This window comes from Stenotrophomonas sp. STEN014 (genome assembly GCF_056760315.1).
Map to the genome: position 1 here is coordinate 49985 of NZ_JBRREN010000001.1, position 26447 is coordinate 76431.

The following is a 26447-nucleotide window of genomic DNA, read 5'->3' on the forward strand; positions in this document are numbered from 1 at the left end:
GTCAGTAATACAGAGGGTTTCAGGTATTGAAAACCTTTGAATAACAAACACTTAGGTGTGTTTTAAACGAAATCTGGCTCTACCATCACCACCAAGCTTTTGATTTAAACCACATCTTTTAAAGCATAGGGGCACGAAACCACATGCGTTTCACACTGCAGCGCGAAGCCTTTCTCAAGCCGTTGGCCCAGGTCGTCAACGTGGTAGAACGCCGCCAGACTCTGCCGGTTCTGGCCAATTTCCTGGTCCAGGTCCAGGAGGGCCAGTTGTCGTTGACCGGTACCGATCTGGAAGTGGAAATGGTCTCCCGCATCGCCGTTGACGATGCCCAGGACGGCGAAACCACCATTCCGGCGCGAAAGCTGTTCGAAATCATCCGCGCCCTGCCCGATGGCAGCCGTATCACGGTCTCGCAGACCAGTGACAAGATCACCGTGCAGGCCGGGCGCAGCCGTTTCACGCTGGCCACCCTGCCGGCCAACGACTTCCCGTCGGTGGATGAAGTGGAAGCCACCGAGCGCGTGGTGGTGCCGGAAGCGGCACTGAAGGAACTGATCGAACGCACCGCGTTCGCGATGGCGCAGCAGGACGTGCGATATTACCTCAACGGTCTGCTGTTCGACCTGCGCGACAAGACGCTGCGCTGCGTGGCTACTGATGGCCACCGTCTGGCGCTGTGTGAAACCGCGCTGGAAAACAGCAACGGAGCCAAGCGCCAGATCATCGTGCCGCGCAAGGGCGTGACCGAATTGCAGCGTCTGCTGGAAGGCGGCGAGCGCGAAGTCGAGCTGGAAGTCGGCCGCAGCCACGTGCGTGTCAAACGCGACGATGTGACCTTCACTTCCAAGCTGATCGATGGCCGTTTCCCGGATTACGAAGCCGTCATTCCGATCGGCGCCGATCGGGAAGTGAAAGTCGAGCGTGAAACCCTGCGCGCTTCCCTTCAGCGTGCGGCGATCCTGTCCAACGAGAAGTACCGCGGTGTGCGTGTGGAAGTGAGCCCGGGCCAGCTGAAGATCAGCGCGCACAACCCGGAGCAGGAAGAAGCCCAGGAAGAGATCGAAGCCGATACCACGGTCAGTGATCTGGCCATTGGCTTCAACGTCAACTACCTGCTGGATGCGCTGTCGGCGTTGCGCGACGAGCATGTGGTGATCCAGCTGCGCGATTCAAACTCCTCGGCCCTGGTGCGTGAAGCCAGCAGCGAGAAGTCGCGTCACGTGGTGATGCCGCTGCGCCTCTGACCGATGTTCCACGTGGAACACGAAAAAGCCCGGCATCGCCGGGCTTTTTTTTGCGTTTTTCGTGCTCATTGGTGATAGCTGGATTTCAGGCCGACCACGTCAAGGCAGCCAGCTTCCCAAGGCCTGCCGTTTTCTTGCATCAAGCACAGCGCCTTCCCCGTGGAACGTGGTGATATCCCTTGTCGTGGAAATTTTTCTGGTCAGTCGTTGCAGCCGACGAGCCGGAGAAACGCCGAGATCGAGTTCCTCTGCTCCCGAGGCGGCACGCGCTTTTTCCTGTAGCGCTTGCCGTGGGTTGTGACCGTGAGATCAGGCAGCTAAGACGTTGCGCCCAGCAAAACCGTTACCTGCCTCGTTCCTCAAGGCTGGACGCGTTTTCTGCTTCTATCAAAGCTTTTAAATTAGAAGATAAATCAAAAGCTTGGTGGTGATGGTAGGGGCAGATTTCATGTAGAACTCTATCAAGTTATTGTTTTATATGGATTTGATGGCATTGAAACCCCCTGTAGAACCCGGGGTCTAGCCTGTGGATAGCTGTGCATAAGTCGCGACAGGGGTAAAAGAGCTGTTTTTATCCACAGGTTGCCCTACTTATACACAAGCTTTGTGCCCTGTTCTGTCCTTGCCCGGATTAGGCTGTGATTTCGTGAAATCTGCACGGGTATTCCCGCCACGGCGTTTCAGATTTCAAAGAATTGCGGGTGTTCGTCATTCCGTCCTGCCGGTGACGCGGACACTGCGCACGGGGTACAGGGCCAGATGCTTTAAGCTGAGCCTCTGTTCGTTGCGGATGGCGCAGCGGCATCGGGTTTTTCAGCAGAGCGTCAATGCATATCGTCCGTGTGGCCCTGAACCGTGTTCGCCGGTTCGATTCCGTGGAACTGGCCCCCCGCCCCGGCATCAACCTGATCACCGGTGACAATGGCGCCGGAAAAACCAGTCTCTTGGAGGCACTGCACTTGATGGCCTATGGCCGCAGTTTCCGCGGGCGGGTACGCGATGGTCTGGTGCAGAAACAGGCTGAAGGCCTGGATGTGTTCGTGGAATGGGAGGAACGGGGCCCTGCGGGCAGTGCCGTACAGCGACGTCGTGCCGGACTGGCCCATAGCGGCCATACCTGGCGAGGCCGTCTGGATGGCGAAGACGTCTCGCAACTGGGAACGCTGTGCGCGGCCCTGGCGGTGGTCACGTTCGAACCGGGTAGCCATGCGCTGGTCAGTGGCGGCAGTGAACCGCGCCGGCGCTTCGTGGATTGGGGATTGTTCCACGTGGAACCCGATTTTCTTCCGCTTTGGCGGCGCTACACACGGGCGCTGAAGCAACGCAACGCCCTGCTCAAAAGCGGGGCCAGCGCCACGGCACTGGATGCGTGGGATCACGAGCTGGCCGAATCCGGTACCCCGCTGACCTCCCGCCGCCAGCACTACCTGGAACGCTTGCAGGATCGGGCCATCCGGATCGCCGCCGACCTGGCGCCGTCCCTGCAATTGCAGGCGCTGGAGCTGCAACCGGGCTGGCGCCGCCAGGAAATGGCCCTGGCCGACGCACTGCTGCTTGGCCGGGATCGTGACCGGATGGCCGGCTACACCTCGGTCGGGCCGCATCGGGCCGACTGGAGTACCCGTTTTGCCCAGATTCCGGGCCGGGACGCGCTGTCCCGCGGGCAGGCCAAGCTGACCGCGCTGGCGTGTCTGTTGGCGCAAGCCGAGGATTACGCGGACCAGCGGGGCGAATGGCCGGTGATCGCCCTGGATGATCTGGCATCGGAGCTGGACGGCAGACACCAGCAGCGCGTCCTGGGGTGGCTGGCGCAGACCCCGGCGCAGGTGTTCATCACCGCCACCGAACCGCCGGCAGCGCTGGCAGATTCCCCCACCGCGCCGACCCGGTTCCACGTGGAACATGGCGTGGTTCAGCGCCTCGATTGACCGTCCCGGGCGCTCAATGGCCCGGCTGGTATAATTTGGCGGCAATCCCCTATCTCTCGTACCCGGCCATGATGGCGGGCGTACGACCTGCGGAGCCTACGGCAAGCGCAATGACTGAAAAACAGAACACCCCGGCAAACAACGGCAACTACGACGCCAACAGCATTACCGCCCTGGAGGGCTTGGAGGCTGTCCGTAAGCGTCCTGGTATGTACATCGGTGACGTCCATGACGGCACCGGTCTGCACCACATGGTGTTCGAGGTGGTCGACAACTCCATCGACGAAGCCTTGGCCGGTCATGCGGACCAGGTCTCGGTCACGATCCACGCCGACGGCTCGGTCGCGGTCTCGGACAATGGGCGGGGTATTCCGACCGGCAAGCACGAACAGATGAGCGCCAAGCTGGGCCGCGAAGTCTCCGCCGCCGAGGTGGTGATGACCGTGCTGCACGCCGGCGGCAAGTTCGATGACAACAGCTACAAGGTCTCCGGTGGTCTGCACGGCGTCGGTGTCAGCGTGGTCAACGCGCTGTCGCAGAAACTGTTGCTGGACATCTACCAGGGCGGTTTCCACTACCAGCAGGAATACGCCGATGGCGCTCCGTGCGGCCCGCTGCGGCAGCTCGAAGCCAGCAGCAAGCGCGGTACGACCCTGCGTTTCTGGCCCTCGCTCAAGGCGTTCCACGACAACGTCGAATTCCATTACGAAATCCTGGCGCGCCGCCTGCGCGAGCTCTCCTTCCTGAACTCCGGCGTCAAGATCGTTCTGGTCGATGAGCGCGGCGAAGGCCGGCGCGACGACTTCCACTACGAAGGCGGCATCAAGAGCTTCGTGGAGCATCTGGCGCAGCTCAAGACCCCGTTGCACCCCAACGTCATCGCGGTGACCGGTGAGCACAACGGCATCACCGTGGAAGTGGCGCTGCAGTGGACCGATTCCTACCAGGAAACGATGTACTGCTTCACCAACAACATCCCGCAGAAGGATGGCGGTACCCACCTGGCCGGTTTCCGCGGCGCGCTGACCCGGGTGCTGAGCAACTACATCGAGCAGAACGGCATCGCCAAGCAGGCCAAGATCAGCCTGACCGGTGATGACATGCGCGAAGGCATGATCGCGGTGCTCTCGGTGAAGGTGCCGGACCCGAGCTTCTCCAGCCAGACCAAGGAAAAGCTGGTCAGTTCGGATGTGCGACCGGCGGTGGAAAACGCCTTCGGCCAGCGGCTGGAAGCGTTCCTGCAGGAAAACCCGAACGAAGCCAAGGCCATCACCGGCAAGATCGTCGATGCCGCCCGTGCCCGTGAGGCCGCGCGCAAGGCGCGCGATCTGACCCGCCGCAAGGGTGCGCTGGATATCGCCGGCCTGCCCGGCAAGCTGGCCGACTGCCAGGAAAAGGATCCGGCCCTGTCGGAACTGTTCATCGTCGAGGGTGACTCGGCCGGTGGCTCGGCCAAGCAGGGCCGCAACCGCAAGAACCAGGCGGTGCTGCCGCTGCGCGGCAAGATACTCAATGTCGAACGTGCCCGCTTCGACCGCATGCTGGCCTCCGACCAGGTCGGCACGCTGATCACCGCGCTGGGTACCGGCATCGGCCGCGACGAGTACAACCCGGACAAGCTGCGTTACCACAAGATCATCATCATGACCGACGCCGACGTCGACGGCGCGCACATCCGCACGCTGCTGTTGACGTTCTTCTACCGGCAGATGCCGGAGCTGATCGAGCGCGGTTACGTGTATATCGGCCTGCCGCCGCTGTACAAGATCAAGCAGGGCAAGACCGAGCTGTACCTGAAGGACGACCCGGCACTGGACGCCTATCTGGCCAACAGCGCGGTGGAAAACGCCGCGTTGATTCCGGCCAATGGTGAGCCGCCGATCGAAGGCGTGGCGCTGGAAAGCCTGCTGCTGGCCTACGCGGCGGCGCAGGACGCGATCGACCGCAATGCCCATCGCTACGACCGCAGCCTGCTCGAAGCGCTGGTCGATTTCACGCCGATGGACCTGGAACACCTGCGTACCGCGGGCGAGGACGAAGGCCTGGATGCACTGGCCAAGCACCTGAACCGGGGCAGCCTGGGAACGCCGCGCTATACGCTGGAACTGCAGGAACCCACCGAACAGCGCCCGGCCGCGGTGCTGGTCACCCGTCGCCACATGGGCGAGGAGTTGATCCAGGTGCTGCCGCTGGCGGCGTTCGAATCGGGGGAACTGCGCGCCCTGCACAAGGCCTCGCAGTTGCTGCACGGTCTGGTACGGGAAGGCGCACGGATCAGCCGTGGCAACAAATCGGCCGAAGTCAGCGGGTTTGCCCAGGCCCAGGCCTGGTTGCTGGAGGAAGCCAAGAAGGGCCGCCAGATCCAGCGCTTCAAGGGCCTGGGTGAAATGAACCCGGAACAGCTGTGGGACACCACGGTGAATCCGGATACCCGGCGTCTGCTGCAGGTCCGCATCGAAGATGCGGTGGCGGCCGACCAGATCTTCAGCACCCTGATGGGCGATGTGGTGGAACCGCGTCGTGACTTCATCGAGGACAACGCGCTGAAGGTCATGAACCTGGATATCTGACCCACCAGTCCCAAGACGGGCGTTGCATCGCGCAGCGCCCGTTTTTTTTTACCGCTCTGCCAAGGATCGCGATGTCCGCCCAGCCCCCGCTTCCGTCCGCTCCCGCCGTTGCACGCTCCGCAGCGGGTATCCGCCAGGCCGGTTCGCCGGTTGCAGGGTTCTTTCTCGATCTGCTGATCGCCGCGGCCACACTGCTGGGCCTGAGCCTGCTGTGCAGTGTGGTCTGGGGGCTATGGCGCGGGGTGGAGGTCGGCCGGGAGGCCGCCCGCAGCGGGACCAGCCTGTCCGCGGCCGCCGACATGGCGCAGTTGCTCGGCCAACCCGGCGCCCTGGCGCAGATGCTGATGGCGTTGATCTCCACCGGGGGGGCCGCACTGCTGGTGTATGTCTGGCGGCGCCGTGCCACCTCGGCCGAACGCGGCATCTCCGCCCACGCGCTCCGGCGCGGATCGACCTGGGGCTGGACACTGCTGGTGGCTGCGCTGGTCTTTGCCGGCAGCAGTTTCATCGGCTGGAGCGCCAAGCAGCTCGGCATCGAGCCGGTGCCGACCAATCTGCCGTTGATGGAACAGGCGCTGGCCAATTTTCCGCTGTTTCTGCTGCTGTTCGCAGTGTTCCTGGCGCCGGCCTACGAGGAGCTGCTGTTCCGCCGGGTGCTGTTCGGACGCCTGTGGGCTGCCGGTCGCCCTGCACTGGGTATTGTCCTGAGCAGTGCCGCCTTCGCGTTGATGCACGAGGTCCCCGGCACCAGCGCCAACGGCCTGCCCGAGATTCTCCAGCTCTGGCTCATCTACGGCGGCATGGGCGCGGCCTTCGCGTGGCTGTACCGCAAGACCGGCACGCTGTGGGCTGCCATCGCCGCCCATGCGATCAACAATGCCATCGCTCTGGGCGCGCTGGTGGTGTTCGGTACCGGCTAAATCTGCACGTCGGATTGACGGAAAATTAAGCCAGCCGCCCGCACACTGCGGGCATGAATAAGGGGGCTTGCGTGAAATCGATTCTTTGTGCGTTGACCATCGGTTTGCTGCTGAGCGCCTGCGCCACCACCACCTCGCCCACCGGGCGCCGCCAGGTGGTCGGTGGCGTGTCCCAGCAGCAGCTGGATCAACTCGGCGCGCAGGCATTTTCCGAGATCAAGGCCAAGCAGACCCTGAGCCGCGACGGCACCCAGAACGGCTATGTGCAGTGCGTGGTCAATGCCCTGGTCGCGCAGCTGCCTGCCCAGTACCGTGGCGTACGTTGGGAAACCGCGCTGTTCGTCGACAAGGAGCCCAACGCCTTCGCATTGCCAGGCGGAAAAGTGGGCGTCAATACCGGCATTTTCAGTGCCGCCAAAAACCAGGATCAGCTGGCCGCGGTGATCGGCCACGAAATCGGCCATGTGATCTCGCGTCACCACGAAGAGCGCCTGACCCGCCAGCAGGGCACCCAGATCGGACTGGGCATCATCGGCGCATTGGCCGGCGCGGCCTATGGCGATGCGGGAACTAGCGTGGTCAACCAGTTCGGCGGCCTCGGCGCGCAGGGGCTGATCCTGCTGCCGGGCTCACGCACCCAGGAAGGTGAAGCCGATGAGGTAGGCCAGCGGTTGATGGCGCAGGCCGGTTTTGACCCGGCCCAGGCGGTGGATCTGTGGCAGAACATGATGGCGGCCGGCGGCAACCGTTCGCCGCAGTGGCTCTCCACCCATCCCGATCCGGCCAACCGCATCCGCCAACTGCAACGCGATATCCCGATGTTGCAGCCCGTTTACCAGCAGGCGCGCCAGGCGGGCCGCATCCCGCGCTGCGGTTGACCCGGGGCGACCGATGCGGGCAGTCCCCTGGACATTGGTGCAATACAGCATCGGAAGTGATTTCTCCATCAAATATTTTCTGGTACGTTTGCCGGCTCTGCTTTTTCCAGACCGTCCGTTTTCAGTGCCGCCCTGGCGGTTTCAACGAGGTGAACCATGATTTCCCACAGCCCCAAGAAAGCAGTGCTTTCCGTTCTGATTGCGACCCTGCTCGGCGGTGTTGTGGTTGCCGATGCCTTTGCCCAGGCGCGTTCGTCTGATCGCAACGAGCGTCGCAGCAAGGGGAGCGCCAAGGCTGAAGTGCTCTTTCCGGAAGCCACCCGCACCGAGCCGAACGGCAAGCCTTCTTCGAAGATGGGCGGCAAGCTGCAGAAGCTGTTCGCCGCGTACAACAAGGACGACTACGCGCAGACCCGCACGCTGGCCGATGAAATCATCGCCTCGGCCGATGCCAACGATTACGACAAGGCCGTTGCCAACCAGCTCGCCTCACAGGCGGCCTACAACCTGGATGATGGCGCCGCCACCAAGCAGTATCTGCAGCAGGCCATCGCGCTGAACCAGCTGGACAACAACGGCCACTTCCAGGCGATGTTGATGCTGGCCCAGCTGCAGCTGCAGGACGAGCAGTACGCCGAGGGGCTGGCCACTCTGGACAAGTACTTTGCCGAGTCCAAGTCGGCCAAGCCGGAAGAACTGGTCATCAAGGGCCAGGCGCTGTACCAGACTGAAAAGTATGCCGAAGCCATTCCGGTGCTGAAGGCGGCCATCGCCGCTTCGCCCGAGCCCAAGGACAACTGGAACCAGCTGCTGATGGCCGCCTACGCCGAAGCGGGCCAGACCGCTGAAGCGGTCAAGGAAGCCGAAGCACTGGCGGCCAAGAATCCGGCCGACAAGAAGGCGCAATTGAATCTGGCCAGCATGTACATGCAGGCTGACCAGATGGACAAGGCGGCCGCGGTGATGGACAAACTGCGCGCCGCTGGCCAGCTCACAGAAGAGCGCGAGTACAAGCAGCTGTACTCGATCTATGCCAACACCGACAACAAGGAACGGGACGTCATTGCGGTGATCAACGAGGGCCTGGAGAAGGGCATCCTCAAGCCGGACCACCAGGTCTACCTGGCACTGGCGCAGTCGTACTACTACAGCGACCAGGTACCGCAGGCGATTGACGCGTGGCGCAAGGCGGCGCCGCTTTCCAAGGATGGCGAGACGTACCTGAATCTGGCACGTGTGCTGCACTCGGAGGGGCGTATTCCGGAGGCCAAGCAGGCCGCGCGGGACGCGTTGGCCAAGGGTGTCAAAAACCCGGCTGATGCAAACAAAATCATCAACCTGAAGTAAGCAGGAATAACGCCTGAACAGCTGCATTTGTGATGCGCAGCTGGTCAGGATTGGTATAAGCTTGGAGGTTCCTGCGGTGTCATGCACCGCTGAATCAGGGGCGCCATAACAGCGTCGTCCCGACCCCACTAAAGAGCTCTTGGCGCATGACGGAACAACTGGTCTTCCACCACAGGTATGACGGCGAGAAAGATAAGGGTCTGAGCTGGCCCCGTATCGCCGGTATCGCCTTTGTAATCGCACTGCATCTTGCAGCCCTGATGATGCTTCTGATTCCTGCCGTGGCTCCCAAGGCCGCCGCGGAAAAGGAACGCAATGTCATGGTGACGCTGGTCGACGCGCCGCCGCCGCCTCCGCCACCGCCGCCGCCGCCGCCGCCGACGGATACCCCGCCGCCGCCGGTCAAGAACCTCGCGCCGCCGAAGCCCTCGCCGTTGCCGCCGCCGCCGGAAGCACCGCCGATCGACGTCGCTGAACCGCGTCCGACCGACGTGGTGACGCCACCGTCGCCGCCGGCCCCGCCGGCGCCTCCGGTCGACATCCAGGCCAGCGTGGACATCTCGTCCAAGAACATGAACCCGCCGCGTTATCCGCCGGCCGCTTTCCGCGCCGGTATCCAGGGCGAGGTCATCCTGATCATTGATGTCGATGCCAACGGCAATGTCACCAATGTGTCTGTCGAGAAGTCCAGTCGCAATCGCGATCTCGACCGGGCTGCAATGGAAGCGGCGCGCAAGTGGAAGTTCAACCCCGCCCAGAGCGGTGGGGCGAAGGCAGCTGGTCGCGTCCGCGTCCCGGTCAACTTTGCGCTGAGCTGATCCCGGCGGCGGCCCTGACGGCCGCCCCCGCGGAACGTTTTTCGTACTTAGCTACACCCTTTAACACCACACACAACAAAGGTAAGCGTCATGCTGCAGGAAATTTTCATCGCCGCTGCTGCCGGGGGCAACGCAAACAACGCGCTCTCGCAGATGGGCTTCGAGCACCTGATCCACGAGATGACCTCCCAGCCGGGCGACTTCGCCGTCTCTTGGGTCGTGCTGATCACCCTGGTGGTGATGTCGGCCATGTCCTGGTACTGGACGGTCATCAACACCTTCCGCACCGCGCGCCTGAAGTCCGCTTCTGACCGCGTGCCGAGCCTGTTCTGGGATGCCCCGAACGCGCAGGAAGCTGTCCGTGCGATGGAAGAGCAGGCCGCTTCGGAGCCGTTCTCCAAGATTGCCCTGGACGCTGCCCAGGCGGCCGCCCATCACCAGCAGGCTGGTGCCGGCGAAACCCTGAGCCGTTCTGAGTTTGTGGACCGCGCCCTGCGTCAGGCCGTGACCCGCGAATCCAACAAGCTGCAGGGTGGTATGATCCTGCTGGCCACCGTCGGTGCGACCGCTCCGTTCGTGGGTCTGCTGGGTACCGTGTGGGGCATCTACGGCGCGCTGATCAAGATCGGTGCCACCGGTTCGGCCTCGATCGACGCCGTTGCCGGCCCGGTGGGGGAAGCCCTGATCATGACCGCCATCGGTCTGTTCGTGGCTATCCCGGCCGTGTTCGCCTTCAACTTCTTCAGCAAGATCAACAGCGCGACGGTCAGCAAGTTCGACACCTTCGCCCACGATCTGCACGACTTCTTCGCCACCGGTTCGCGCGTCCGCTAATCCGGCAAGCCAAGCAGTCCTCGCAACGATATAGACGGAGCCCGTTATGGCTTTCAGTAGTGACAACAGCAGCGGCCCCATGGCCGACATCAACGTGACGCCCCTCGTGGACGTGATGCTGGTGCTGCTGATCATCTTCATCATCACGGCTCCCCTGATGTCCCACAAGGTCAAGGTCGAGCTGCCAGAGGCCAACCTGGTCATCAATCCGGACGACGCCGAAAAGCGCCCGAGCCCGATTACGGTGGCAGTCAAGGAAGACGGTTCGCTCTACTGGAACGACGAAGAGGTCTCCAAGGAGACCTTGGAGTCGCGTTTCGCCACGGCTGCCCAGCAGACCCCCCAGCCTCCGCTCAACTTGCGTGGTGACAAGACCACCAAGATGAAGGTGATCAACGAAGTCACCAAGATCGCGCAGGGCCAGGGCATGTTGGACGTCGGTTTCGTTGCCACCAAAGAAAAGGGGCAATAAGCGATGGCTTTCAGTAGTGGTGGTAACAAGGGCCCCATGGCCGACATCAACGTCACGCCCCTCGTGGACGTGATGCTGGTGCTGCTGATCATCTTCATTGTGACCGCGCCGATCATGACCTACCCGATCGCCGTGGATCTGCCGCAGCGGGTGATCAACCCGCCGCCGCAGCTCAAGGAGCCGCCGCCGCCGATCGAGCTGCGTGTGGATGCCAGCAACCAGGTGTACTGGAACAACAGTCCGGTCAACGTGGCTGAGCTGCAGCAGCGCATGGAAGAGGAAGTACAGAAGGATCCGACCAACCAGCCGGAACTTCGCATCGACGCCAATCCGGATTCGGAGTACGAGGTCATGGCCAAGATTCTGGCCCAGGCCAAGAACGCCCGCATGCTCAAGATCGGTTTCGTACAGTAATACGCAACACCAAGTCATGACGCGACTGGAAAACGCCCTCGAGCAATCGGGGGCGTTTTTTTCTGCCCGGCGTTCTTCGCCCGCGTGCGCAGTGGCTGGCACTCGCAGCTGTCCCTAATGAAACCCCGGCGCTGTGGGCAAGCCGGGCACCGTGCTGCCGCCTGGTGCGATGGCTGTTGTTGGACATGCCGAGGGCGCGCAATGACGCTCCTGCGGTAGCCGGCGGAGCCGCCCTCTTGCTTTATACGCACCCGACAAGGTGCTGCGCGGGGCCGCCTGTGTGGTGCGGTTGCGGGACACAGGTGCCCCCACCCTTGGCGCGGGTGGCTTGGAGAGCCCCGGGAGCGCGGCCTTTTCAGATGCTTCGCAACGGCAGTACGGACGTGCGCACCCACCACGTGGCCGGGCGCACGCGTACACGCAGCGGCGGGGAGCACTTCTTTCTCCGTGGCAGGTGAAGCAACCTGCGCGCAGCACGTGCCTTTCCTGCACCGCCTGGCCGCCAGTCGCTTTGAGGGACGCGCGCAGCCCGCAGAGACGGCGAAAAAGATCTGCTCCAAAGTGCGAGGAATCCCCGCCCACCAGTGGTGGACGAGGTAGAAGCGCTGCCGCGCTGGTGCGGTGAGCGGCAGTCCGGTGGAACGCCTGCGTGCCGGGGCGACCCTCAGGCGTTGCCGGATGCGACCCCGCTGATCGCGGCGAGATAGCCGCCGACGGTGGTCTCCAGCCCCTCGTACAGGGCTTCGCTGATCAGCGCATGGCCGATGGAGACTTCCTGCACGCCGGGCACGTGGCGCAGGAACGTGGCCAGGTTGGCCTGCGACAGATCATGGCCGGCATTGACCCCAAGACCGGCGGCCTGCGCGCGGCGCGCGGCGTCGGCAAACACCGCAAGTGTGGCGGTTGGATCGCCTTCGGCAAAGGCTTCGGCGTAGGGGCCGGTGTACAGCTCGACGCGGTCGGCGCCGAGCGCGGCGGCCTGGGCGATGTCGGGATTGCCGGCATCGACGAACAGGCTGACCCGGCAGCCGTAGCTTTTGAGTGCGGCGATCAGCGGGCGCAGGCGTTCCCCATCCCGGGTGAAGTCGAAGCCGTGATCGGAGGTCAGCTGGCCATCCCCATCGGGTACCAAGGTAGCCTGGGCCGGGCGGGTCTGCTCGCACAGCGGCAGCAGGCCCGGATAGCCCTCGCGCGGCGGGGCGAACGGATTGCCTTCGATATTGAATTCAACCCCGTGCTGCTGGGTCAGTGCGGACAACGCCAGCACGTCGTCGGCGCGGATATGGCGCTGGTCCGGGCGCGGATGCACGGTGATGCCGTGCGCACCGGCGCGCAGACAGGTCATCGCCGCCCGTACCACGTCAGGCTCCCCCCCGCCGCGCGAATTACGCAGCACCGCGATCTTGTTGACGTTGACGCTGAGGAAAGTCATGGCTGCGGGGATTCCCGATCCGGCTTTGCCGGCTGCACTGGGGGGGGCGGAGCGACGGTCGGCGCGGCGGCATCGACGCGGAATTGTTCGCGCAGCGCCTGCAGTTCCGCCGGATGCAACGCACGCGGCGCATCGGTCAGAGCGCCGCCGATACGGGCGGCATAGAGGCCCTTCACCCACAGCAGCGCAAACACCAGCGATGCCAGCAGCGAGAGCAACAGCAGCCAGGTCTGTGTGGCCGAGATGGCGAGCACGAACGCACCCAGCGCGAGCAGCAGGAACAGCCAGTACATGACGATCTCCCGGTAGAGGGAAGGAAGTGTAACGGGGCTAGCCGGCACGGTTCCACGTGCCGCCGTCGCGTATCAGAGCAAGGGGGACGCCAGCCGTGCGAATGCTTCGGGCAGACGCTGGCGCCACAGCGAACGGCTGCGGTTGGGCTGCACCTCGACGGCACGGTCGAACTCGGCTTGCAGGATGGCGTCCAGTTCGGCGGTCAGCTGGCGGTCGCTGTACATCATCGACAGCTCGAAATTCAGGCGGAAACTGCGATGGTCGAAATTGGCGGTGCCGACGATGCAGGTGCTGTCATCGGCGATGAAGGCCTTGCTGTGCAGCATGCGCGGGCCGTACTCGTAGATGCGCACCCCCGCTTCGAGCAGCTCGTCGAAATAGGAACGCGCGGCAAAGGTGACGAATCGCGAGTCGCTGAGCTTGGGCACCATCAGCCGGGTATCCAGCCCGCCGAGTGCGGCCGAGGTCAGCGCCATGCGCGCGGCCTCGCCCGGCACAAAGTACGGCGTCACCAGCCACACGCGCCGCTTGGCTTCCTGGATGGCGGCCACATGCAGGCGGTGGATCGCCTCCCAGGCCGAATCCGGCCCGGACACCAGCACCTGCGCGTTGATCTGGCCGCACTCGCGGGCCGGCACCGTGGCTGGGAACAGGTCGCCGCGCTCGAAGCGTTCCGGCGCCTGGTCGGTGGCGTAGATCCAGTCCTCCAGAAACACCAGCTGCAGGCTGTGGACAACATGGCCGCGGATGCGCATGTGCAGGTCACGGTAGGCGTTGGCATTGCGGCTGTCGTCCTCCTCGTCGGTGACGTTGATGCCGCCGGTGAAGGCGATCTCGCCATCGACCACCACCAGCTTGCGGTGGGTGCGCAGGTTCAGCCATGGCCGTTTGAACGGCTTGAGCAGCTGCCGCGGATGGAACCAGGCCACCTCGCCGCCAGCGTCCAGCAGCGGTTGCAGGAAGCGGCGCCGGATCTTCGAGGAACCCACCGCGTCGAGCAGCAGCCGTACCTTGACCCCGGCGCGGGCGCGCGCGACCAGCGCATCGCGCATCGCGGTGCCGGCGTGGTCGGGCTCGAAGATGTAGTACTCCAGATTCACATGGCGGCGGGCGTCGCCGATGGCGGCCAGGATCGCCGCATAGGTCGCCGCGCCATCCACCAGCCAGTCCACCGCGGTCGCGGTGCTTGGCGCCAGCCCGGTGGTCGCCTGCCCTACCCGCGCCAGTTCGGTGCAGCGGGTATCGGGCGGACAGACCGCCTCGTAGGTGCCCATGCCCGCGCGTGAACGGCCGCGGCGCAGGCGCTGGCGCACGATCTTCTGCGGACCGAACAGGTAGAACACGAACAGGCCGATGTATGGCAGCGCCGCCAGCGACAGGATCCAGCTCAGCGTCGCGACCGGCTCGCGCTTCTGCAGCACGATGTAGCCGGCCAGCACCAGCAGATAGGCCACATAGGCCACCGCCAGGATCTGCCCCCAGTGGGGAATGCTCGACAGGCTTGTCCACAGCTCTTGGAGGGTTTGGCGCATGGGCCGATTCTAGCCGCGGGCGGGAGGCGCGCGCGGGGAGTTGATGTTGCGTTGCGTCAATTTGTACACAAGTGTAATATACCGGGATGAATAAACAGCTCCCGGCGGCCAGCGGCTACGCCAGCATCGATGAGAAGCTGGCGATCAGCAGCGCTCGCCATCCCGGCTTTCCCCGTGACCAGGCCATGCTGGCGCGGCTGGTCAAGCTGGTGCACAAGCTGTTCTGCGATCACGGCAACGCCTTGTTGCGCGATTACGGCATCAGCCATCCCGAGTACAACGTGCTGATGATGCTCGACGGCTCCGAAGCGGGCCTGAGTCCGTCGCAGATCAGCGAGGCCGCCAGCGAAAAGTCCTCCAACGTCACCCGCCTGATCGACCAGCTGCTGGCCAAGGGCCTGGTCAGCCGTGAACCCAGCGGGGAAGACCGCCGCAAGCTGGTGGTGCGGCTTACCGCCGCCGGCGAGCAGCTGATCGAAACCGTGATGCCGGCGGTGATCGCGCAGCTGCAGCGCTTCTTCAGCGGAGTGGAAGCACAGGAGCTGCAGCAGATGGAAGCCCTGCTCACGCGGGTGCTGGTGGGGCTGGAAACCCGGGCATGAGTACGCATCCGGCTGAGTGCGCGCCGGGTGCCGGGAAGCTGTCCCGCTGGACCGGCACGCTGCGCCACGCCATGACCGGCGAGGGGGCGGTCTGGGCCTACATCGGCAAGGTGCTGGTGGCCCTGTACCTGTCCGGCTGGATCGCGATGCGGCTGGGGATGAGTTCGCCGGGCACGGCGATGATCACCGTGCTGGTGGTGATGAACCGCAATACCGGCATGGTCCTGGCCAAGGCGTTCTATCGCGGGCTCGGCACCGTGGTCGGCTGTGCGATGGCGGTGCTGATCGTGGCGCTGTTTCCGCAGAGCCCGGTGATGCTGGTGACGGTGATGGCGCTGTGGGCCGGCTTCTGTGCCGGCGGCTCGGTGTGGAGCCGCGGCATGGCCTCCTATGGCTTCGTGTTGGCCGGCTACACGGTGGCGATGATCATGCTGCCGGTGATCCACCAGCCCCAGCACATCCTCAACAGCGCGCTGGAACGCACCGGTGAAGTGCTGCTGGGCATGGCGGTGACCAGTATCGTGTTCGACGTGCTGTGGCCCAACCGCCTGCGCGCCGGCCTGCGCGCGGCCGATGACGGCAACCTCAACGACTTCCTGGATTTCGTTGCCGGTGCGATCGGCGGGCGGCTGCAGGGTTTCGAGGTGATCGAACGCACCCAGAGCCGCGTGGTGCAGGGCGCGCTGCAGTTCGAGGAGCTGCGGGCCACCGCGTATTTCGACGATCCGATCCTGCGCAGCCGCAACGGCCAGCTCAAGCTGATCAACCAGCACTTCATGGCCGCGACCTCGCGGTTCCAGGCGCTGCACCACCACATGGACCGAATGCGGCGTCGCGGCGAGGACGAGGTGGTCGCCGCGGTGCGCAGCGTGCTGCAGCCGCTGCCGTTGCTGCTGGAGGACCCGACGCTGCGCGGCGACCGGCTTGCACTGGCCACGCGCCTGCGTCACTGGGGCCAACAGCTGGAAGGCGCATTGGCGCAACAGCGGCGGCAGCTGTCGCCCGCACGCGCGGACGGCTTTGATGCCAGCGCGCTGCTGGTACGCCGCTTCGCCGAGGAGCTGCATGCCTATGTGCAGGCCAAGGCGCGGATGGAACGCGGCAAGGGCGCGTTGCGCGCGCGTGCGCCGCGGCTGTCCAAGGTGCGCTTCACCCGTGCCCAGGACGGGTACGCGATTGCCCTGGCGGCCACGCGCTGCTTCGGGGTGATGCTGGCGCTGTCGTTGCTGTGGTTGTGCAGCAGCTGGAACCAGGGCGGGCTGGCGGTGTTCGGCGTGTCCGCGCTGGTGGCGATGGCCTCGGCCGCCCCGGATCCGCTGTGGGTGGTACGGCGGGCCACCCTCGGTCATCTGGTGGCACCGTTCTTCGCCCTGCCCGGCTTCATCGCGATGGCGCTGGCGACCGATTTCCCGATGCTGGTGGCGGTCACCCTGCCGACGATGATCGCCGCGCTGTACATCTCCACCCGCCCCCGGTTTGCGGTGACCGGCATGGCGCTCAATGTCGGCATCCTGGTCTCGTGGAACCTGGGACCGTCGTTCCACCCCAGTGCGCAGGCCTATCTGGACAACTCGCTGACGCTGGCCATCGGCGCGTGCGTGGCGATGGCGGTGTTCATGCTGGTGCCGGGGTTGCCGGGCGGCAAACAGCGCCAGCGGCGTCTGCTCGAACGGCTGCGCGCGCAGGTGCAGCTGGCGGTGAGCGCGCCGCTGCCCGGCCTGCTGCCGAAGTTCGAGAGCGTCAGCCGCGAGCTGTTCCAGCAGGTGGCCAGCCGTACTACCCCGGGCAGCCGCGCCTCGCGGCAGCTGTTCGAATGGGCGCTGCTGGTGCACGAGGCCGGCCACAGTGCGATCGACCTGCGGCATGACCTGGCCGAACAATCATTGCCGCCGGCCCTGCAACGGCAGATCGGCCAGGCGCTGGCCCGCCTCGGCCAGTTGTACCGCACGCCGCGCGCGCAGACCCTGCAGGCGGCCCAGGACAGTGTGCAGGCGGCACTGGGCGGACTGTCCGGCCCGCAACCGCAGCCATTGCGCCGCGTGCGCGAGCACCTCTTGCTGCTGCAGATGAGCCTGGAAGACAGCGCCACCGTGCTGGCCGCCTACGTGCAACGTTCGCGCCGCCACCACCGCCTGAAGGAGGCCCGCCATGCCGTATGAAGTTTCCATCGGCGACATCTACTTCCCCGGTGCGCTGGTGCTGGTGGTGCTGTTGTTGCCGGTGTTTGGCCTGCTCGATTTCGGGCTGGGCCGGGTTGGCCTGTATCGCCGCGCGCTGCATCCGTCGCTGGTACGGGTGGCGCTGTTTGCCAGCCTCTACTGCGCGGCGCTGTTGCTGTTTCTTCCCCCCTTTTCCTGACCGAGGTTCCCGATGAAGACCGCCAGCCTGATCCGAGGCGGTGTCACCTGCGTGGTTGTGCTGCTGGCTGCAGTGATGGCCTACGTGGTCTGGCACCAGTACATGCTCTCGCCGTGGACGCGCGATGCGCGCCTGCGGGCCGAAGTGGTGCGCATCGCGCCGGACGTGTCCGGCCTGGTCACCGAAGTCGCGGTGCGGGACAACCAGCCGGTGAAAAAAGGCGAGCTGCTGTTCGTGGTCGATCCGCAGCGCTACCAGCTGGCCGTGGCCCAGGCCGAAGCCGACCTGCGCGCCGCCGAAGCCGCCGCGCGTGCCGCCGGCGCCAGCATCTCGGCCGCCGCGGCCGGGGCCAGCGCCAGCCAGGCCGAGTACCTGATGCGGCAGGAACAGGCGCAGCGTCGTGCCCGGCTCGACGGCGTGGTCTCGCGCGAAGCACAGGCCGACGCCCGTGCCCTGGCCCAGGCCGCGCAGGCCAGCTGGAAACAGGCCCAGGCCGGGACCCATGCCGCCAGCGCCAGCCGCCAGCAGGCCGTGGCCGCATTGCAGCAGGCCCAGGTCGCCCTGGAGCGTGCACGGCTGGACCTGGCGCGCACGCAGGTGCGGGCCAGCGCCGACGGCAGCATCACCAATCTGGACGTGCGGGTGGGCGACTATGCCGCCGCCGGTGTTCCGCGCATGGCGCTGGTGGCCAGTGAAGGCCTGTGGGTCTACGGCTACTTCGAGGAAACCAAGCTGCCCAAGATCCATCGCGGCGATGCGGTGGATATCCGCCTGATGGCCGGCGGCGTGCACCTGCGCGGCACCGTCGAAGGCATCGCCACCGGCATCGCCGATGCGGCCGGCCCGACCGGCAGCAACCTGCTGGCCGAGGTCGAGCCCACCTTCAACTGGGTGCGGCTGGCCCAGCGCGTGCCGGTGCGGGTCAGCATCGATCCGCGTTCGGTGCCCGAGGGCGCGGTGCTCAGCGCCGGGATGAGCGCCACGCTGGTGATCCAGGGCGTGGACACAAAGCACAAGCCCGGCTGAAGCGCGCGGGCGCTGAATACGGACCGTCGCGCCCGCTGCGACGGCCGCGCGCTAGCGTAGGCGCATGCCTACACCCACCCCCATCAAAGGCCGCGGTGCGACCAGCCACCTTGCCGGCCGTTTCGAAACCCGGATTGCCGAAGCCGTCGACGACGGCTGGTCGGCCGATGAGAGCGAGGAGTTCGCCGCGCCACGGCTGCGTACCGATGTGCGTCCGGAAATCGCGCGCAGCATCATCAGCCGCAACACCTCGCCGGACGTGGGTTTCAGCCAGTCGGTCAATCCGTACCGCGGCTGCGAGCACGGCTGCTCGTACTGTTTCGCCCGGCCCAGCCACGCCTACCTCAACTTGTCCCCCGGCCTGGATTTCGAAACCAAGCTCTTCGCCAAGACCAACGCCGCCGAGGTGCTGCGGCGCGAACTGGCCAAACCGGGCTACGTGCCGCAGCCGATCGCGCTGGGCATCAACACCGATGCCTACCAGCCGATCGAACGCAAGCTTGGCATCACCCGCCAGCTGATCGAGGTGCTGGCCGAAACCAGGCATCCGTTTTCGCTGATCACCAAGAACGCGCTGGTCGAGCGCGACATCGATCTGCTGGCGCCACTGGCCGCGCAGCAGCTGGTCAGCGTGCACTTCTCGGTGACCTCGCTGGACCCGCACCTGTCGGCCAAGCTCGAACCGCGCGCCTCGGCCCCCCATGCCCGGTTGCGCGCGATGCGCCGCCTGAGCGAGGCCGGTATTCCGGTGGGCGTGATGGTGGCGCCGGTGATTCCGTGGATCAATGACGCCGAACTGGAAGCGGTGCTGGAGGCCGCGCGCGGGGCCGGTGCCGGCAGTGCCGGCTACGTGCTGCTGCGCCTGCCCTATGAGGTGGCGCCGCTGTTCCGCGACTGGCTGCAGGCACATTATCCACAGCGCGCCGAGCACGTGATGAGCACCATCAACCAGCTGCGCGGCGGCAAGGACTACGACAGCCGGTTCGGTACGCGCATGCGCGGCCAGGGCGCCTACGCCGAGCTGCTGGCCAACCGTTTCAAGCTGGCCAGCAAGCGGCTGGGCTTCCATGCCTCGCGCCAGCAATGGCCGGCGCTGGACTGCGGCAAGTTCACCGCGCCGCTGCCGCCGAAGAAGCCCTCACCGCAGGGCGAGCTGTTCTGAGCGCGGCAAAGAAAACGGCCACCGGAACGTTGCCGGTGGCCGCGGGCGCACAGTGGCCGGCAATCGGGATTACCTGGCGTCGTGCTCGCGGTGGTAACGGGTGGCTTCGGCCACTTCGTGTTTGGAGCCCAGGAACACCGGCACGCGCTGGTGCAGCTGCTCCGGGGCGATATCGAGGATGCGCTCACGGCCATTGGTGGCGGCGCCGCCGGCCTGCTCGACCAGCAACGCCATCGGGTTGGCCTCGTACATCAGGCGCAGCTTGCCGGCCTTGCTCGGGTCCTTCCTGTCCCACGGGTAGATGAAGATGCCGCCGCGGGTGAGGATGCGGTGCACGTCGGCGACCATCGAGGCGATCCAGCGCATGTTGAAGTTCTTGCCGCGCACGCCGTCCTTGCCGGCCAGCAGGTCGGTCACATAGGCCTGCATCGGCGCCTCCCAGTGGCGCTGGTTGGACATGTTGATGGCGAACTCCTGGGTGTCGGCCGGGATCTGCATGCCACGCTGGGTCAGCACGAACTCGCCGGTTTCGCGGTCCAGGGTGAAGGCATGGGTGCCGTGGCCCACGGTCAGCACCAGCATCGTGCTCGGTCCGTAGATGCAGTAGCCGGCCGCGACCTGCCGGGTGCCGGCCTGCAGGAAATGTTCATCCCCAGGGTTATCCACACCCTCCGGTGCCCGCAGCACCGAGAAAATGGTGCCGACGGACACGTTCACGTCGATGTTGGAGCTGCCGTCCAGCGGATCGAACAGCAGCAGGAAGTCGCCCTGTGGATATTCCGAGGGCACCCGCTGGCTGTGATCCATCTCCTCCGAGGCGCACGCCGCCAGGTGACCGCCCCAGGCATTGGCTTCGAGCAGGATCTCGTTGGAAATCACGTCCAGCTTCTTTTGCGCCTCGCCCTGCACGTTGCCGGTACCGGCATCGCCGAGCACGCCGCCCAGGGCGCCCTTGCTCACCGCGATCGAGATGCTGGTGCAGGCGCGGGCCACCACCGCCACCAGCTGGCGCAGGTCGGCATTGATGCGCTGGGCGTGCTGCTCTTCAATCAGGAAGCGGGTCAACGACGTGCGGGACATGGGCAAGGACCACCTTCAGGCGAAAGGAGCGCCATTGTCGTGGGTCGGGCTGTTTTTTTCGAGCCAGCGGTCATGCCATGTCCGTTTGTGGACAGGATCGACCCGCGCGCCGGCCATTGGCTTTATCCACAGGGCTCGTACCATGGCAGGACCTGCAAGGGGAGTGGCATGGACTGGAATCAGGTGACACAGGGGCTGCTGTCGGCACTGGGTATCGGGCTGCTGATCGGCGCGGTGCGCGAGCGTCAGCATGGCAACGGCCGCCCGCTGCAGGCGGGGGTACGTACCCATGCGTTGCTGGCGCTGATGGGGACAGTGGCCATGCTGCTCGGTCCGCCGGCTTTCCTGGTGGCGCTGCTGGCCGCCGCGGCACTGGCATGGACCAGCTACCGCGCCACGTCCGCCGACGACCCGGGCCTGACGGGGGAGATCACCATGCTGACCACCGTGCTGCTGGGCGGATTGGCGTTGCAACAGCGCGCGCTGGCCGCCGCGCTGGGGGTGGTGGTGGCGATCCTGCTGTGGGCCAAGGCACCGCTGGCACGTTTCAGCCGCGAGCTGATCAGCGACCAGGAGATGCGCGATGCCCTGCTGCTGGCAGCCTGCGCGCTTGTGGTGCTGCCGATGTTGCCGGTGACAGCGGTGGACCCCTGGGCAGTGCTGGTGCCGTACAAGCTCTGGCAGATCGTCGTGCTGGTGATGGGCACCGGAATGCTGGGCCATGTCGGGTTGCGTGCGGTGGGCGCGCGCTGGGGCCTGCCGGTGGCCGGTTTCCTTTCCGGCTTCGCGTCCTCCACCGCGTCGGTGGCCGGATTCGGTCGCAGCAGCCGTGCCTCACCGATGCTGGTGGCACCCTCGGCATCGGCCGCGCTGCTGGCCAATCTGGCTTCGCTGCTGCTGTTCGCCGCGATTCTCGGTACCACCTCGCCTGCGCTGTTGCAGGCCAGTGCCTGGCCGCTGCTGACCGCGGCGCTGGTGCTGCTGGGTTTTGCGGCGCTGGGTCTGCGCCATGTGCCGGATGAATCGGTTCCGGAAACCTCCACCGCCAAGGCGTTCCAGTTGCAGCACGCGCTGATGATCGCCGTGGCCATCGCAGCGGTGCTGTTGCTGTCTGAAGGGCTGCGCCGGGTATTCGGGCAGGCCGGCGCGCTGGTGGGGGCGACGGTGGCGGGGCTGGCCGAACTGCACGCGGCGGCGGCCAGCATCGCCAGCCTCACCGCCTCCGGTGGCCTGGAGCTGGGCAAGGCGCGCTGGGGGGTGATCGCCCTGCTGGCGTCGGCGTCGCTGGCCAAGTCGGTGCTGGCCTTTCTCAGTGGCGGGGCCCGCTATGGCGGCATCGTCAGCGCCGGCCTGGGCGGGATGGTGATCGGGGCGGCGCTGGTGGCTTGGGGGACGGGATGAGACGGCGGGAAAACGGACAGGCGCCGGTTCCCGGCCTCCGGCTTGTCCGGGCTGCGGACCTCGGGCGTGACGCCCGCCGGGAGACCAAAAAAGCCCGGGTTTCCCCGGGCTTTTTGTGTCACTGGCGCATGGCCGGTGCTCAGCCGCGGCTGACCGCGCACACGGCCTTGGCCACGTAATCCAGGTTGCCTTGGTTCAGTGCGGCCACGCAGATGCGGCCGGTGCCGACGGCGTAGATGCCGTACTCGTCCCGCAGCGTATCCACCTGCGCGCGGCTCAGCCCCGAGTAGGAGAACATGCCGGCCTGCTGCTGGATGAAGGCGAACTCCGGTGCGCCCAGTTCGGCCAGTTTGGCCACCAGTCCGGCGCGCAGGGCGTGGATGCGGGTGCGCATCTGGCCCAGTTCCTCTTCCCACATCGCGCGCAGCTCGGTGCTGCCCAGCACCCCGGCCACCAGCGCGGCACCGTGGGTGGACGGGCTGGAGTAGATGGTGCGGATGATGCGCTTGATGTGCGACTGCACCGCCTTGGACTGCGCGGCGTCGGCCGCGACCACCGACAGCGCGCCCACGCGCTCGCCGTACAGCGAGAACGACTTGGAGTAGGAGTTGGCGACGATGAAGCTGTCGATGCCGGCCTCGGCGACGATGCGCACGGCCACGCCGTCCTCGGCGATGCCCTTGTCAAAGCCCTGGTAGGCCATGTCGATGAACGGGAACAGCTGGCGTTCCTTCAGCAGCGCGGCGACCTGCTTCCACTGCGCCTCGGTCAGGTCCGCGCCGGTCGGATTGTGGCAGCAGGCGTGCAGCAGCACCGTGGTGCCCGGTGCCAGCCTGCCCAGGTCGGCGAGCATGCCGTCGAAGTCCAGGCCGTGGCGGGCGGCGTCGAAGTAGGTGTAATCGACCACCTTGAAACCGGCCGCGGTGAACACCGCACGGTGGTTTTCCCAGCTCGGGTTGGAGATGGCCACGGTGGCGTGCGGCAGCGTGTGGGCCAGCAGCTCGGCGCCCACGCGCAGCGCGCCCGAACCGCCCACGGTCTGGGTGGTGGCGACGCGGCCGGCGGCAACCAGTTCCGAGTCCTTGCCGAACACCAGCTCGCGGGTGGCCGAGGTATAGGCGGCCAGGCCGTCGATCGGCAGGTAGCCGCGCGGTTTGGCCTCGGCGGCCAGCTGCTGTTCGATCTGTTTGACCGCGCGCAGCAGCGGAATACGGCCGCTCTCGTCGTAGTAGATGCCCACGCCCAGGTTGACCTTGGTCGGGCGGGTATCGGCGTTGTAAGCGTCGGTCAGACCCAGAATCGGGTCGCCAGGAACCTGTTCCACAGTTGCAAAGAAGGACACGGCGGTACTCGTATCAAGTGGCGGGAAGTGGGGGCGGTCCGGCGCGAAAGCATGCAGTGGCAGCCAGAACCGCGTCATCGTAACAGGGCTGGAAGCCGCTGACGGCAGGGTTTCAGCTGGAACTTCCGCTTCCGCGGCGCTGCCGCCGCCGTGCCGGATCGGCGATCATTGCGCGATGACGGCATGTAAGCGTTTTTTCCTGTTTTCCGGGCTGCTCGCGGCCCTGCCCGCCGCCGCGCAAGAGCCCGCGCCGGAAGCGCAGACGCTGGACCGCGTGCAGGTGCAGGCGGCCCGGGTGCGGGCGCTGGCCGATGTCGAACTGCCGGCGGCCATCACCACGGTGAACGTGGACAGCAACCACAACGGCCGGGGCGCGCTGCTTTCCGAAGTGCTGGCCGGGGTGCCCGGCCTGCTGGCGCGCGAACGGCAGAACCTGGCCCAAGACACGCAGCTGTCGATCCGTGGCTTTGGCGCGCGTTCGAGCTTCGGTGTGCGCGGCGTGCGGCTGCTGGTCGACGGGGTGCCGGCGACGATGCCCGACGGCCAGGGCCAGCTGTCGCATTTCAACCTGCTCGGTGCCGAGCGCGTGGAGGTGCTGCGCGGGCCGTTCTCGGCGCTGTATGGCAACGCCTCCGGCGGCGTGTTGCAGCTGTGGAGCGCAGAAGGCCAGCCCGGTGATCCGTGGCGGCTGCGCAGCAGCTATGGCGCCCATGCCACGTCCAGCAGCGGCGTGCAGCTCAAGGGCCAGGCCGCGGCGATGCACTACAACGTGGCCGCCAACCACTTTTCCACCGCGGGCTGGCGCCAGCACAGCGCCGCGCGGCGCGAATCGCTCAATACCCGGCTGGATTTCGATCTGGCCCCCGGCCAGCGCCTGGCGCTGCTGTTCAACGCGCTGGAGGCACCGCACGCGCAGGATCCGCTGGGCCTGAGCGCGGCGCAGGTGCGCGAGAACCCGCGCCAGGCCACGGCGGTGGCGCGCCAGTACAACACCCGCAAATCGGTCGCCCAGCAGCAGGCCGGCCTGGTCTACACGCGTGAGCGCGGGCGGCAGACCTGGCGGCTGATGGGCTATGCCGGGCAGCGCGCGGTCGAGCAGTTCCTGGCCATTCCGCCGGGGCCGCAGAACAGCCCGCTGCACGCGGGCGGGGTGATCGATCTGGACAGCGGTTACGGCGGCCTGGACGCGCGCTGGGCCTGGCAGGGCACGCTGGCCGGGCAGCCGCTGGACCTGGTGGTGGGCGCCAATGCCGACCGCCAGCGCCAGCACCGGACCGGCTACGAGAACTTTGTCGGCGACACCGTGGGGATCAAGGGGCGGCTGCGCCGCGATCAGCATGACCGGGTGCGGAATATCGACCAGTTCGCGCAGGCGTGGTGGCAGTTCAGTCCGCGCGGGTCGGCATTGCTGGGCGCGCGCCACAGCCGGGTGCGGTTCGCCTCGCGTGACCACTACCGCACCGCGGCCAACCCCGACGACAGCGGCCAGCGCGACTATGCGGCGACCACGCCGGTGGCCGGGCTGGTGTTCCGCGCCACGGACGCCCTGCGGCTGTATGCCTCGGCCGGGCATGGCTTCGAGACCCCGACCTTCAACGAGCTGGGCTACCGCGCCGATGGCGGTGCCGGGCTGGCGCTGGATCTGGCCGCGGCGCGCAGCCGCAGCTACGAGCTGGGCGGCAAATGGCACGGGCACAGCGGGGCGCGGCTGGAACTGGCGCTGTTCCGTGCCGACACCGAGGACGAACTGGCGGTGGCGGCCAATGTGGGCGGCCGCAGCAGCTACCGCAATATCGGCGCCACCCGCCGCCAGGGCGTGGAGCTGGACTGGCGCCAGCCGGTCGGCGCAGCGCAGGAACTGCAACTGGCCGCGACCTGGCTGCAGGCCACGGTGCGCGAGGGCTATTTGACCTGCACCGGCGTGCCGGCGCCATGCACCACGCCGCGCAACCGCGTCGCCGCGGGAACCCGCCTGCCGGGCGTGCCGCGCCAGCAGCTGTCCGCGCGCTGGCAGTGGCAACCGGGGACCTGGCACTGGGCGGCCGAACTGGTTGCCGCCAGTGACCTCGGCGTCGACGATCGGGGCGATGCGCGCGCGCCCGGCTACGCTCTGGTGAACCTGGAGGCGGCCCGGCAGTGGTCCACCCCGCACGGCCCGCTGCGCGCGTTCGCACGGCTGGACAATGTGCTGGACCAGCGCCACATCGGCTCGGTCATCGTCAACGACGGCAACCAGCGCTACTACGAGCCTGGCCCGGACCGCAGCGTCACGGTAGGCGTGCAATGGCAGTGGACGCGGCAGCGGTGAACAGCTCACCTCCGGGTAACGGTGCGATCACGACCCGCTGACGGCGGTGGCGGTAACTGTGTCCACCCCGCAGGGAGGTTCGTGCCATGTACCGTCCAGAGCATCCGGAACACCGCTCCGCCCCCCGGCTGTTCAATGCCCATCTGGGGGCGATACGCCGCGGTGTTTTCAAACGCCGCGCGGCCGATGCCGACGAGGTGGCGCAGGACTTCCTGCAATACAGCCTGGCCGACTACGCCAAACGCCGCCGCCAAGGATTCACCCGCTGGCGGGATGTCTATCCGGCCTATGCCTTCGCGCTGGCCAGCCATGCCGCCGACTGGCCGCGCGGCACCGGGGACACCGAGGCCGAACTGGCCGCGTACTGGGAGCAGGCGCGCGGCGAATCGCGCTTGAAGTGGGACCAGGCCCGGGCGGTGATCGAGGACGCGTGGCTGGCCCTGGACCGCATGCCGGCGGCCGCGGTCCACAGCCGTCCGCTGTAA

23 protein-coding genes are annotated in these 26447 nt (G+C 66.3%); 18 read left to right on the plus strand and 5 right to left on the minus strand.

Features of this window, described 5'->3' with window-relative positions; translation table 11 throughout:
* Positions 1 to 143: 143 nt before the first annotated feature.
* From dnaN to ACVOMC_RS00245, 10 genes are all read left to right on the plus strand, one after another.
* Entirely contained in the window at positions 144 to 1244 is a 1101-nt protein-coding gene (gene dnaN / locus ACVOMC_RS00200) for a DNA polymerase III subunit beta (RefSeq protein ID WP_057506194.1), read from the plus strand.
* A gap of 827 nt (positions 1245 to 2071) precedes the next feature.
* Positions 2072 to 3172 (plus strand): DNA replication/repair protein RecF, encoded by a 1101-nt coding sequence (recF, locus tag ACVOMC_RS00205; protein ID WP_481522371.1) that lies wholly within the window; start codon positions 2072 to 2074, stop codon positions 3170 to 3172.
* Positions 3173 to 3282: 110 nt separating this feature from the next.
* Positions 3283 to 5742, plus strand: coding sequence for a DNA topoisomerase (ATP-hydrolyzing) subunit B (gyrB, locus tag ACVOMC_RS00210; RefSeq protein WP_481522372.1), 2460 nt, complete (start codon positions 3283 to 3285; stop codon positions 5740 to 5742).
* A 71-nt stretch (positions 5743 to 5813) separates the two neighbouring features.
* Positions 5814 to 6662, plus strand: a complete 849-nt coding sequence (locus ACVOMC_RS00215; protein WP_481522373.1) for a CPBP family intramembrane glutamic endopeptidase — start codon at positions 5814 to 5816, stop codon at positions 6660 to 6662.
* A gap of 53 nt (positions 6663 to 6715) precedes the next feature.
* Entirely contained in the window at positions 6716 to 7540 is an 825-nt protein-coding gene (locus ACVOMC_RS00220) for a M48 family metallopeptidase (RefSeq protein WP_481522374.1), read from the plus strand.
* Between the two features lie 156 nt (positions 7541 to 7696).
* A complete protein-coding gene (locus ACVOMC_RS00225; RefSeq protein WP_481522375.1) occupies positions 7697 to 8887 on the plus strand; it encodes a tetratricopeptide repeat protein in 1191 nt (396 codons plus the stop codon).
* A gap of 146 nt (positions 8888 to 9033) precedes the next feature.
* A complete protein-coding gene (locus ACVOMC_RS00230) occupies positions 9034 to 9705 on the plus strand; it encodes an energy transducer TonB (RefSeq protein WP_481522376.1) in 672 nt (223 codons plus the stop codon).
* Positions 9706 to 9795: 90 nt separating this feature from the next.
* Entirely contained in the window at positions 9796 to 10539 is a 744-nt protein-coding gene (gene exbB, locus ACVOMC_RS00235) for a TonB-system energizer ExbB (RefSeq protein ID WP_054659089.1), read from the plus strand.
* Between the two features lie 46 nt (positions 10540 to 10585).
* Positions 10586 to 11011, plus strand: coding sequence for an ExbD/TolR family protein (locus tag ACVOMC_RS00240; RefSeq protein WP_054659087.1), 426 nt, complete (start codon positions 10586 to 10588; stop codon positions 11009 to 11011).
* 3 nt (positions 11012 to 11014) lie between these two features.
* Entirely contained in the window at positions 11015 to 11425 is a 411-nt protein-coding gene (locus ACVOMC_RS00245) for an ExbD/TolR family protein (protein WP_054659085.1), read from the plus strand.
* Positions 11426 to 12089: 664 nt separating this feature from the next.
* Here the strand turns inward: ACVOMC_RS00245 and ACVOMC_RS00250 are convergent.
* The 3 genes from ACVOMC_RS00250 to cls all read right to left on the minus strand — a co-directional run bounded on the left by ACVOMC_RS00250 (position 12090) and on the right by cls (position 14683).
* The gene (locus ACVOMC_RS00250) at positions 12090 to 12857 is read right to left on the minus strand and encodes a pyridoxine 5'-phosphate synthase (RefSeq protein ID WP_481522377.1); all 768 of its coding nucleotides are present in this window, start codon (positions 12855 to 12857) and stop codon (positions 12090 to 12092) included.
* The gene (locus ACVOMC_RS00255) at positions 12854 to 13150 is read right to left on the minus strand and encodes a hypothetical protein (RefSeq protein WP_481522378.1); all 297 of its coding nucleotides are present in this window, start codon (positions 13148 to 13150) and stop codon (positions 12854 to 12856) included. Before ACVOMC_RS00255 ends, ACVOMC_RS00250 begins: the two co-directional genes overlap by 4 nt.
* A gap of 72 nt (positions 13151 to 13222) precedes the next feature.
* Positions 13223 to 14683, minus strand: a complete 1461-nt coding sequence (gene cls, locus ACVOMC_RS00260) for a cardiolipin synthase (RefSeq protein ID WP_481522379.1) — start codon at positions 14681 to 14683, stop codon at positions 13223 to 13225.
* Between the two features lie 86 nt (positions 14684 to 14769).
* Here cls and ACVOMC_RS00265 point away from each other — a divergent pair, with 86 nt between their 5' ends.
* From ACVOMC_RS00265 to ACVOMC_RS00285, 5 genes are all read left to right on the plus strand, one after another.
* The gene (locus ACVOMC_RS00265; RefSeq protein WP_481522380.1) at positions 14770 to 15285 is read left to right on the plus strand and encodes a MarR family winged helix-turn-helix transcriptional regulator; all 516 of its coding nucleotides are present in this window, start codon (positions 14770 to 14772) and stop codon (positions 15283 to 15285) included.
* Positions 15282 to 17444, plus strand: coding sequence for an FUSC family protein (locus ACVOMC_RS00270; protein WP_481522381.1), 2163 nt, complete (start codon positions 15282 to 15284; stop codon positions 17442 to 17444). Before ACVOMC_RS00265 ends, ACVOMC_RS00270 begins: the two co-directional genes overlap by 4 nt.
* Positions 17434 to 17643 (plus strand): DUF1656 domain-containing protein, encoded by a 210-nt coding sequence (locus ACVOMC_RS00275; protein WP_054660780.1) that lies wholly within the window; start codon positions 17434 to 17436, stop codon positions 17641 to 17643. The genes ACVOMC_RS00270 and ACVOMC_RS00275 overlap by 11 nt, the downstream gene beginning before the upstream one ends.
* A gap of 12 nt (positions 17644 to 17655) precedes the next feature.
* The gene (locus ACVOMC_RS00280) at positions 17656 to 18669 is read left to right on the plus strand and encodes an HlyD family secretion protein (protein ID WP_481522382.1); all 1014 of its coding nucleotides are present in this window, start codon (positions 17656 to 17658) and stop codon (positions 18667 to 18669) included.
* A gap of 64 nt (positions 18670 to 18733) precedes the next feature.
* Positions 18734 to 19831, plus strand: coding sequence for a PA0069 family radical SAM protein (locus ACVOMC_RS00285; RefSeq protein ID WP_481522383.1), 1098 nt, complete (start codon positions 18734 to 18736; stop codon positions 19829 to 19831).
* A 69-nt stretch (positions 19832 to 19900) separates the two neighbouring features.
* Here the strand turns inward: ACVOMC_RS00285 and ACVOMC_RS00290 are convergent, their stop codons facing one another.
* Positions 19901 to 20911 carry a class 1 fructose-bisphosphatase gene (locus tag ACVOMC_RS00290; RefSeq protein WP_481522384.1) on the minus strand — a complete coding sequence of 337 codons (1011 nt, stop codon included), beginning with the start codon at positions 20909 to 20911 and terminating at the stop codon, positions 19901 to 19903.
* Positions 20912 to 21079: 168 nt separating this feature from the next.
* On the opposite strand from ACVOMC_RS00290, the gene ACVOMC_RS00295 reads away from it, so the two are divergent.
* Positions 21080 to 22312: an MgtC/SapB family protein gene (locus ACVOMC_RS00295; RefSeq protein ID WP_481522385.1), complete on the plus strand. Its 1233-nt coding sequence runs from the start codon at positions 21080 to 21082 to the stop codon at positions 22310 to 22312.
* Positions 22313 to 22451: 139 nt separating this feature from the next.
* Here the strand turns inward: ACVOMC_RS00295 and ACVOMC_RS00300 are convergent, their stop codons facing one another.
* The gene (locus ACVOMC_RS00300) at positions 22452 to 23654 is read right to left on the minus strand and encodes an amino acid aminotransferase (RefSeq protein WP_481522386.1); all 1203 of its coding nucleotides are present in this window, start codon (positions 23652 to 23654) and stop codon (positions 22452 to 22454) included.
* 175 nt (positions 23655 to 23829) lie between these two features.
* Here ACVOMC_RS00300 and ACVOMC_RS00305 point away from each other — a divergent pair, with 175 nt between their 5' ends.
* Both ACVOMC_RS00305 and ACVOMC_RS00310 read left to right on the plus strand, forming a co-directional pair.
* Positions 23830 to 25962, plus strand: coding sequence for a TonB-dependent receptor family protein (locus tag ACVOMC_RS00305; RefSeq protein WP_481522387.1), 2133 nt, complete (start codon positions 23830 to 23832; stop codon positions 25960 to 25962).
* An 86-nt stretch (positions 25963 to 26048) separates the two neighbouring features.
* Positions 26049 to 26447 carry a hypothetical protein gene (locus ACVOMC_RS00310; protein ID WP_481522388.1) on the plus strand — a complete coding sequence of 133 codons (399 nt, stop codon included), beginning with the start codon at positions 26049 to 26051 and terminating at the stop codon, positions 26445 to 26447.

Bases quoted from the DNA above. Each gene is read 5' to 3' on its own strand.
- dnaN (WP_057506194.1), top strand. From the start codon at position 144: ATGCGTTTCACACTGCAGCGCGAAGCCTTTCTCAAGCCGTTGGCCCAG.
- recF (WP_481522371.1), top strand. From the start codon at position 2,072: ATGCATATCGTCCGTGTGGCCCTGAACCGTGTTCGCCGGTTCGATTCC.
- gyrB (WP_481522372.1), top strand. From the start codon at position 3,283: ATGACTGAAAAACAGAACACCCCGGCAAACAACGGCAACTACGACGCC.
- ACVOMC_RS00215 (WP_481522373.1), top strand. From the start codon at position 5,814: ATGTCCGCCCAGCCCCCGCTTCCGTCCGCTCCCGCCGTTGCACGCTCC.
- ACVOMC_RS00220 (WP_481522374.1), top strand. From the start codon at position 6,716: ATGAATAAGGGGGCTTGCGTGAAATCGATTCTTTGTGCGTTGACCATC.
- ACVOMC_RS00225 (WP_481522375.1), top strand. From the start codon at position 7,697: ATGATTTCCCACAGCCCCAAGAAAGCAGTGCTTTCCGTTCTGATTGCG.
- ACVOMC_RS00230 (WP_481522376.1), top strand. From the start codon at position 9,034: ATGACGGAACAACTGGTCTTCCACCACAGGTATGACGGCGAGAAAGAT.
- exbB (WP_054659089.1), top strand. From the start codon at position 9,796: ATGCTGCAGGAAATTTTCATCGCCGCTGCTGCCGGGGGCAACGCAAAC.
- ACVOMC_RS00240 (WP_054659087.1), top strand. From the start codon at position 10,586: ATGGCTTTCAGTAGTGACAACAGCAGCGGCCCCATGGCCGACATCAAC.
- ACVOMC_RS00245 (WP_054659085.1), top strand. From the start codon at position 11,015: ATGGCTTTCAGTAGTGGTGGTAACAAGGGCCCCATGGCCGACATCAAC.
- ACVOMC_RS00250 (WP_481522377.1), bottom strand. From the start codon at position 12,857: ATGACTTTCCTCAGCGTCAACGTCAACAAGATCGCGGTGCTGCGTAAT.
- ACVOMC_RS00255 (WP_481522378.1), bottom strand. From the start codon at position 13,150: ATGTACTGGCTGTTCCTGCTGCTCGCGCTGGGTGCGTTCGTGCTCGCC.
- cls (WP_481522379.1), bottom strand. From the start codon at position 14,683: ATGCGCCAAACCCTCCAAGAGCTGTGGACAAGCCTGTCGAGCATTCCC.
- ACVOMC_RS00265 (WP_481522380.1), top strand. From the start codon at position 14,770: ATGAATAAACAGCTCCCGGCGGCCAGCGGCTACGCCAGCATCGATGAG.
- ACVOMC_RS00270 (WP_481522381.1), top strand. From the start codon at position 15,282: ATGAGTACGCATCCGGCTGAGTGCGCGCCGGGTGCCGGGAAGCTGTCC.
- ACVOMC_RS00275 (WP_054660780.1), top strand. From the start codon at position 17,434: ATGCCGTATGAAGTTTCCATCGGCGACATCTACTTCCCCGGTGCGCTG.
- ACVOMC_RS00280 (WP_481522382.1), top strand. From the start codon at position 17,656: ATGAAGACCGCCAGCCTGATCCGAGGCGGTGTCACCTGCGTGGTTGTG.
- ACVOMC_RS00285 (WP_481522383.1), top strand. From the start codon at position 18,734: ATGCCTACACCCACCCCCATCAAAGGCCGCGGTGCGACCAGCCACCTT.
- ACVOMC_RS00290 (WP_481522384.1), bottom strand. From the start codon at position 20,911: ATGTCCCGCACGTCGTTGACCCGCTTCCTGATTGAAGAGCAGCACGCC.
- ACVOMC_RS00295 (WP_481522385.1), top strand. From the start codon at position 21,080: ATGGACTGGAATCAGGTGACACAGGGGCTGCTGTCGGCACTGGGTATC.
- ACVOMC_RS00305 (WP_481522387.1), top strand. From the start codon at position 23,830: ATGACGGCATGTAAGCGTTTTTTCCTGTTTTCCGGGCTGCTCGCGGCC.
- ACVOMC_RS00310 (WP_481522388.1), top strand. From the start codon at position 26,049: ATGTACCGTCCAGAGCATCCGGAACACCGCTCCGCCCCCCGGCTGTTC.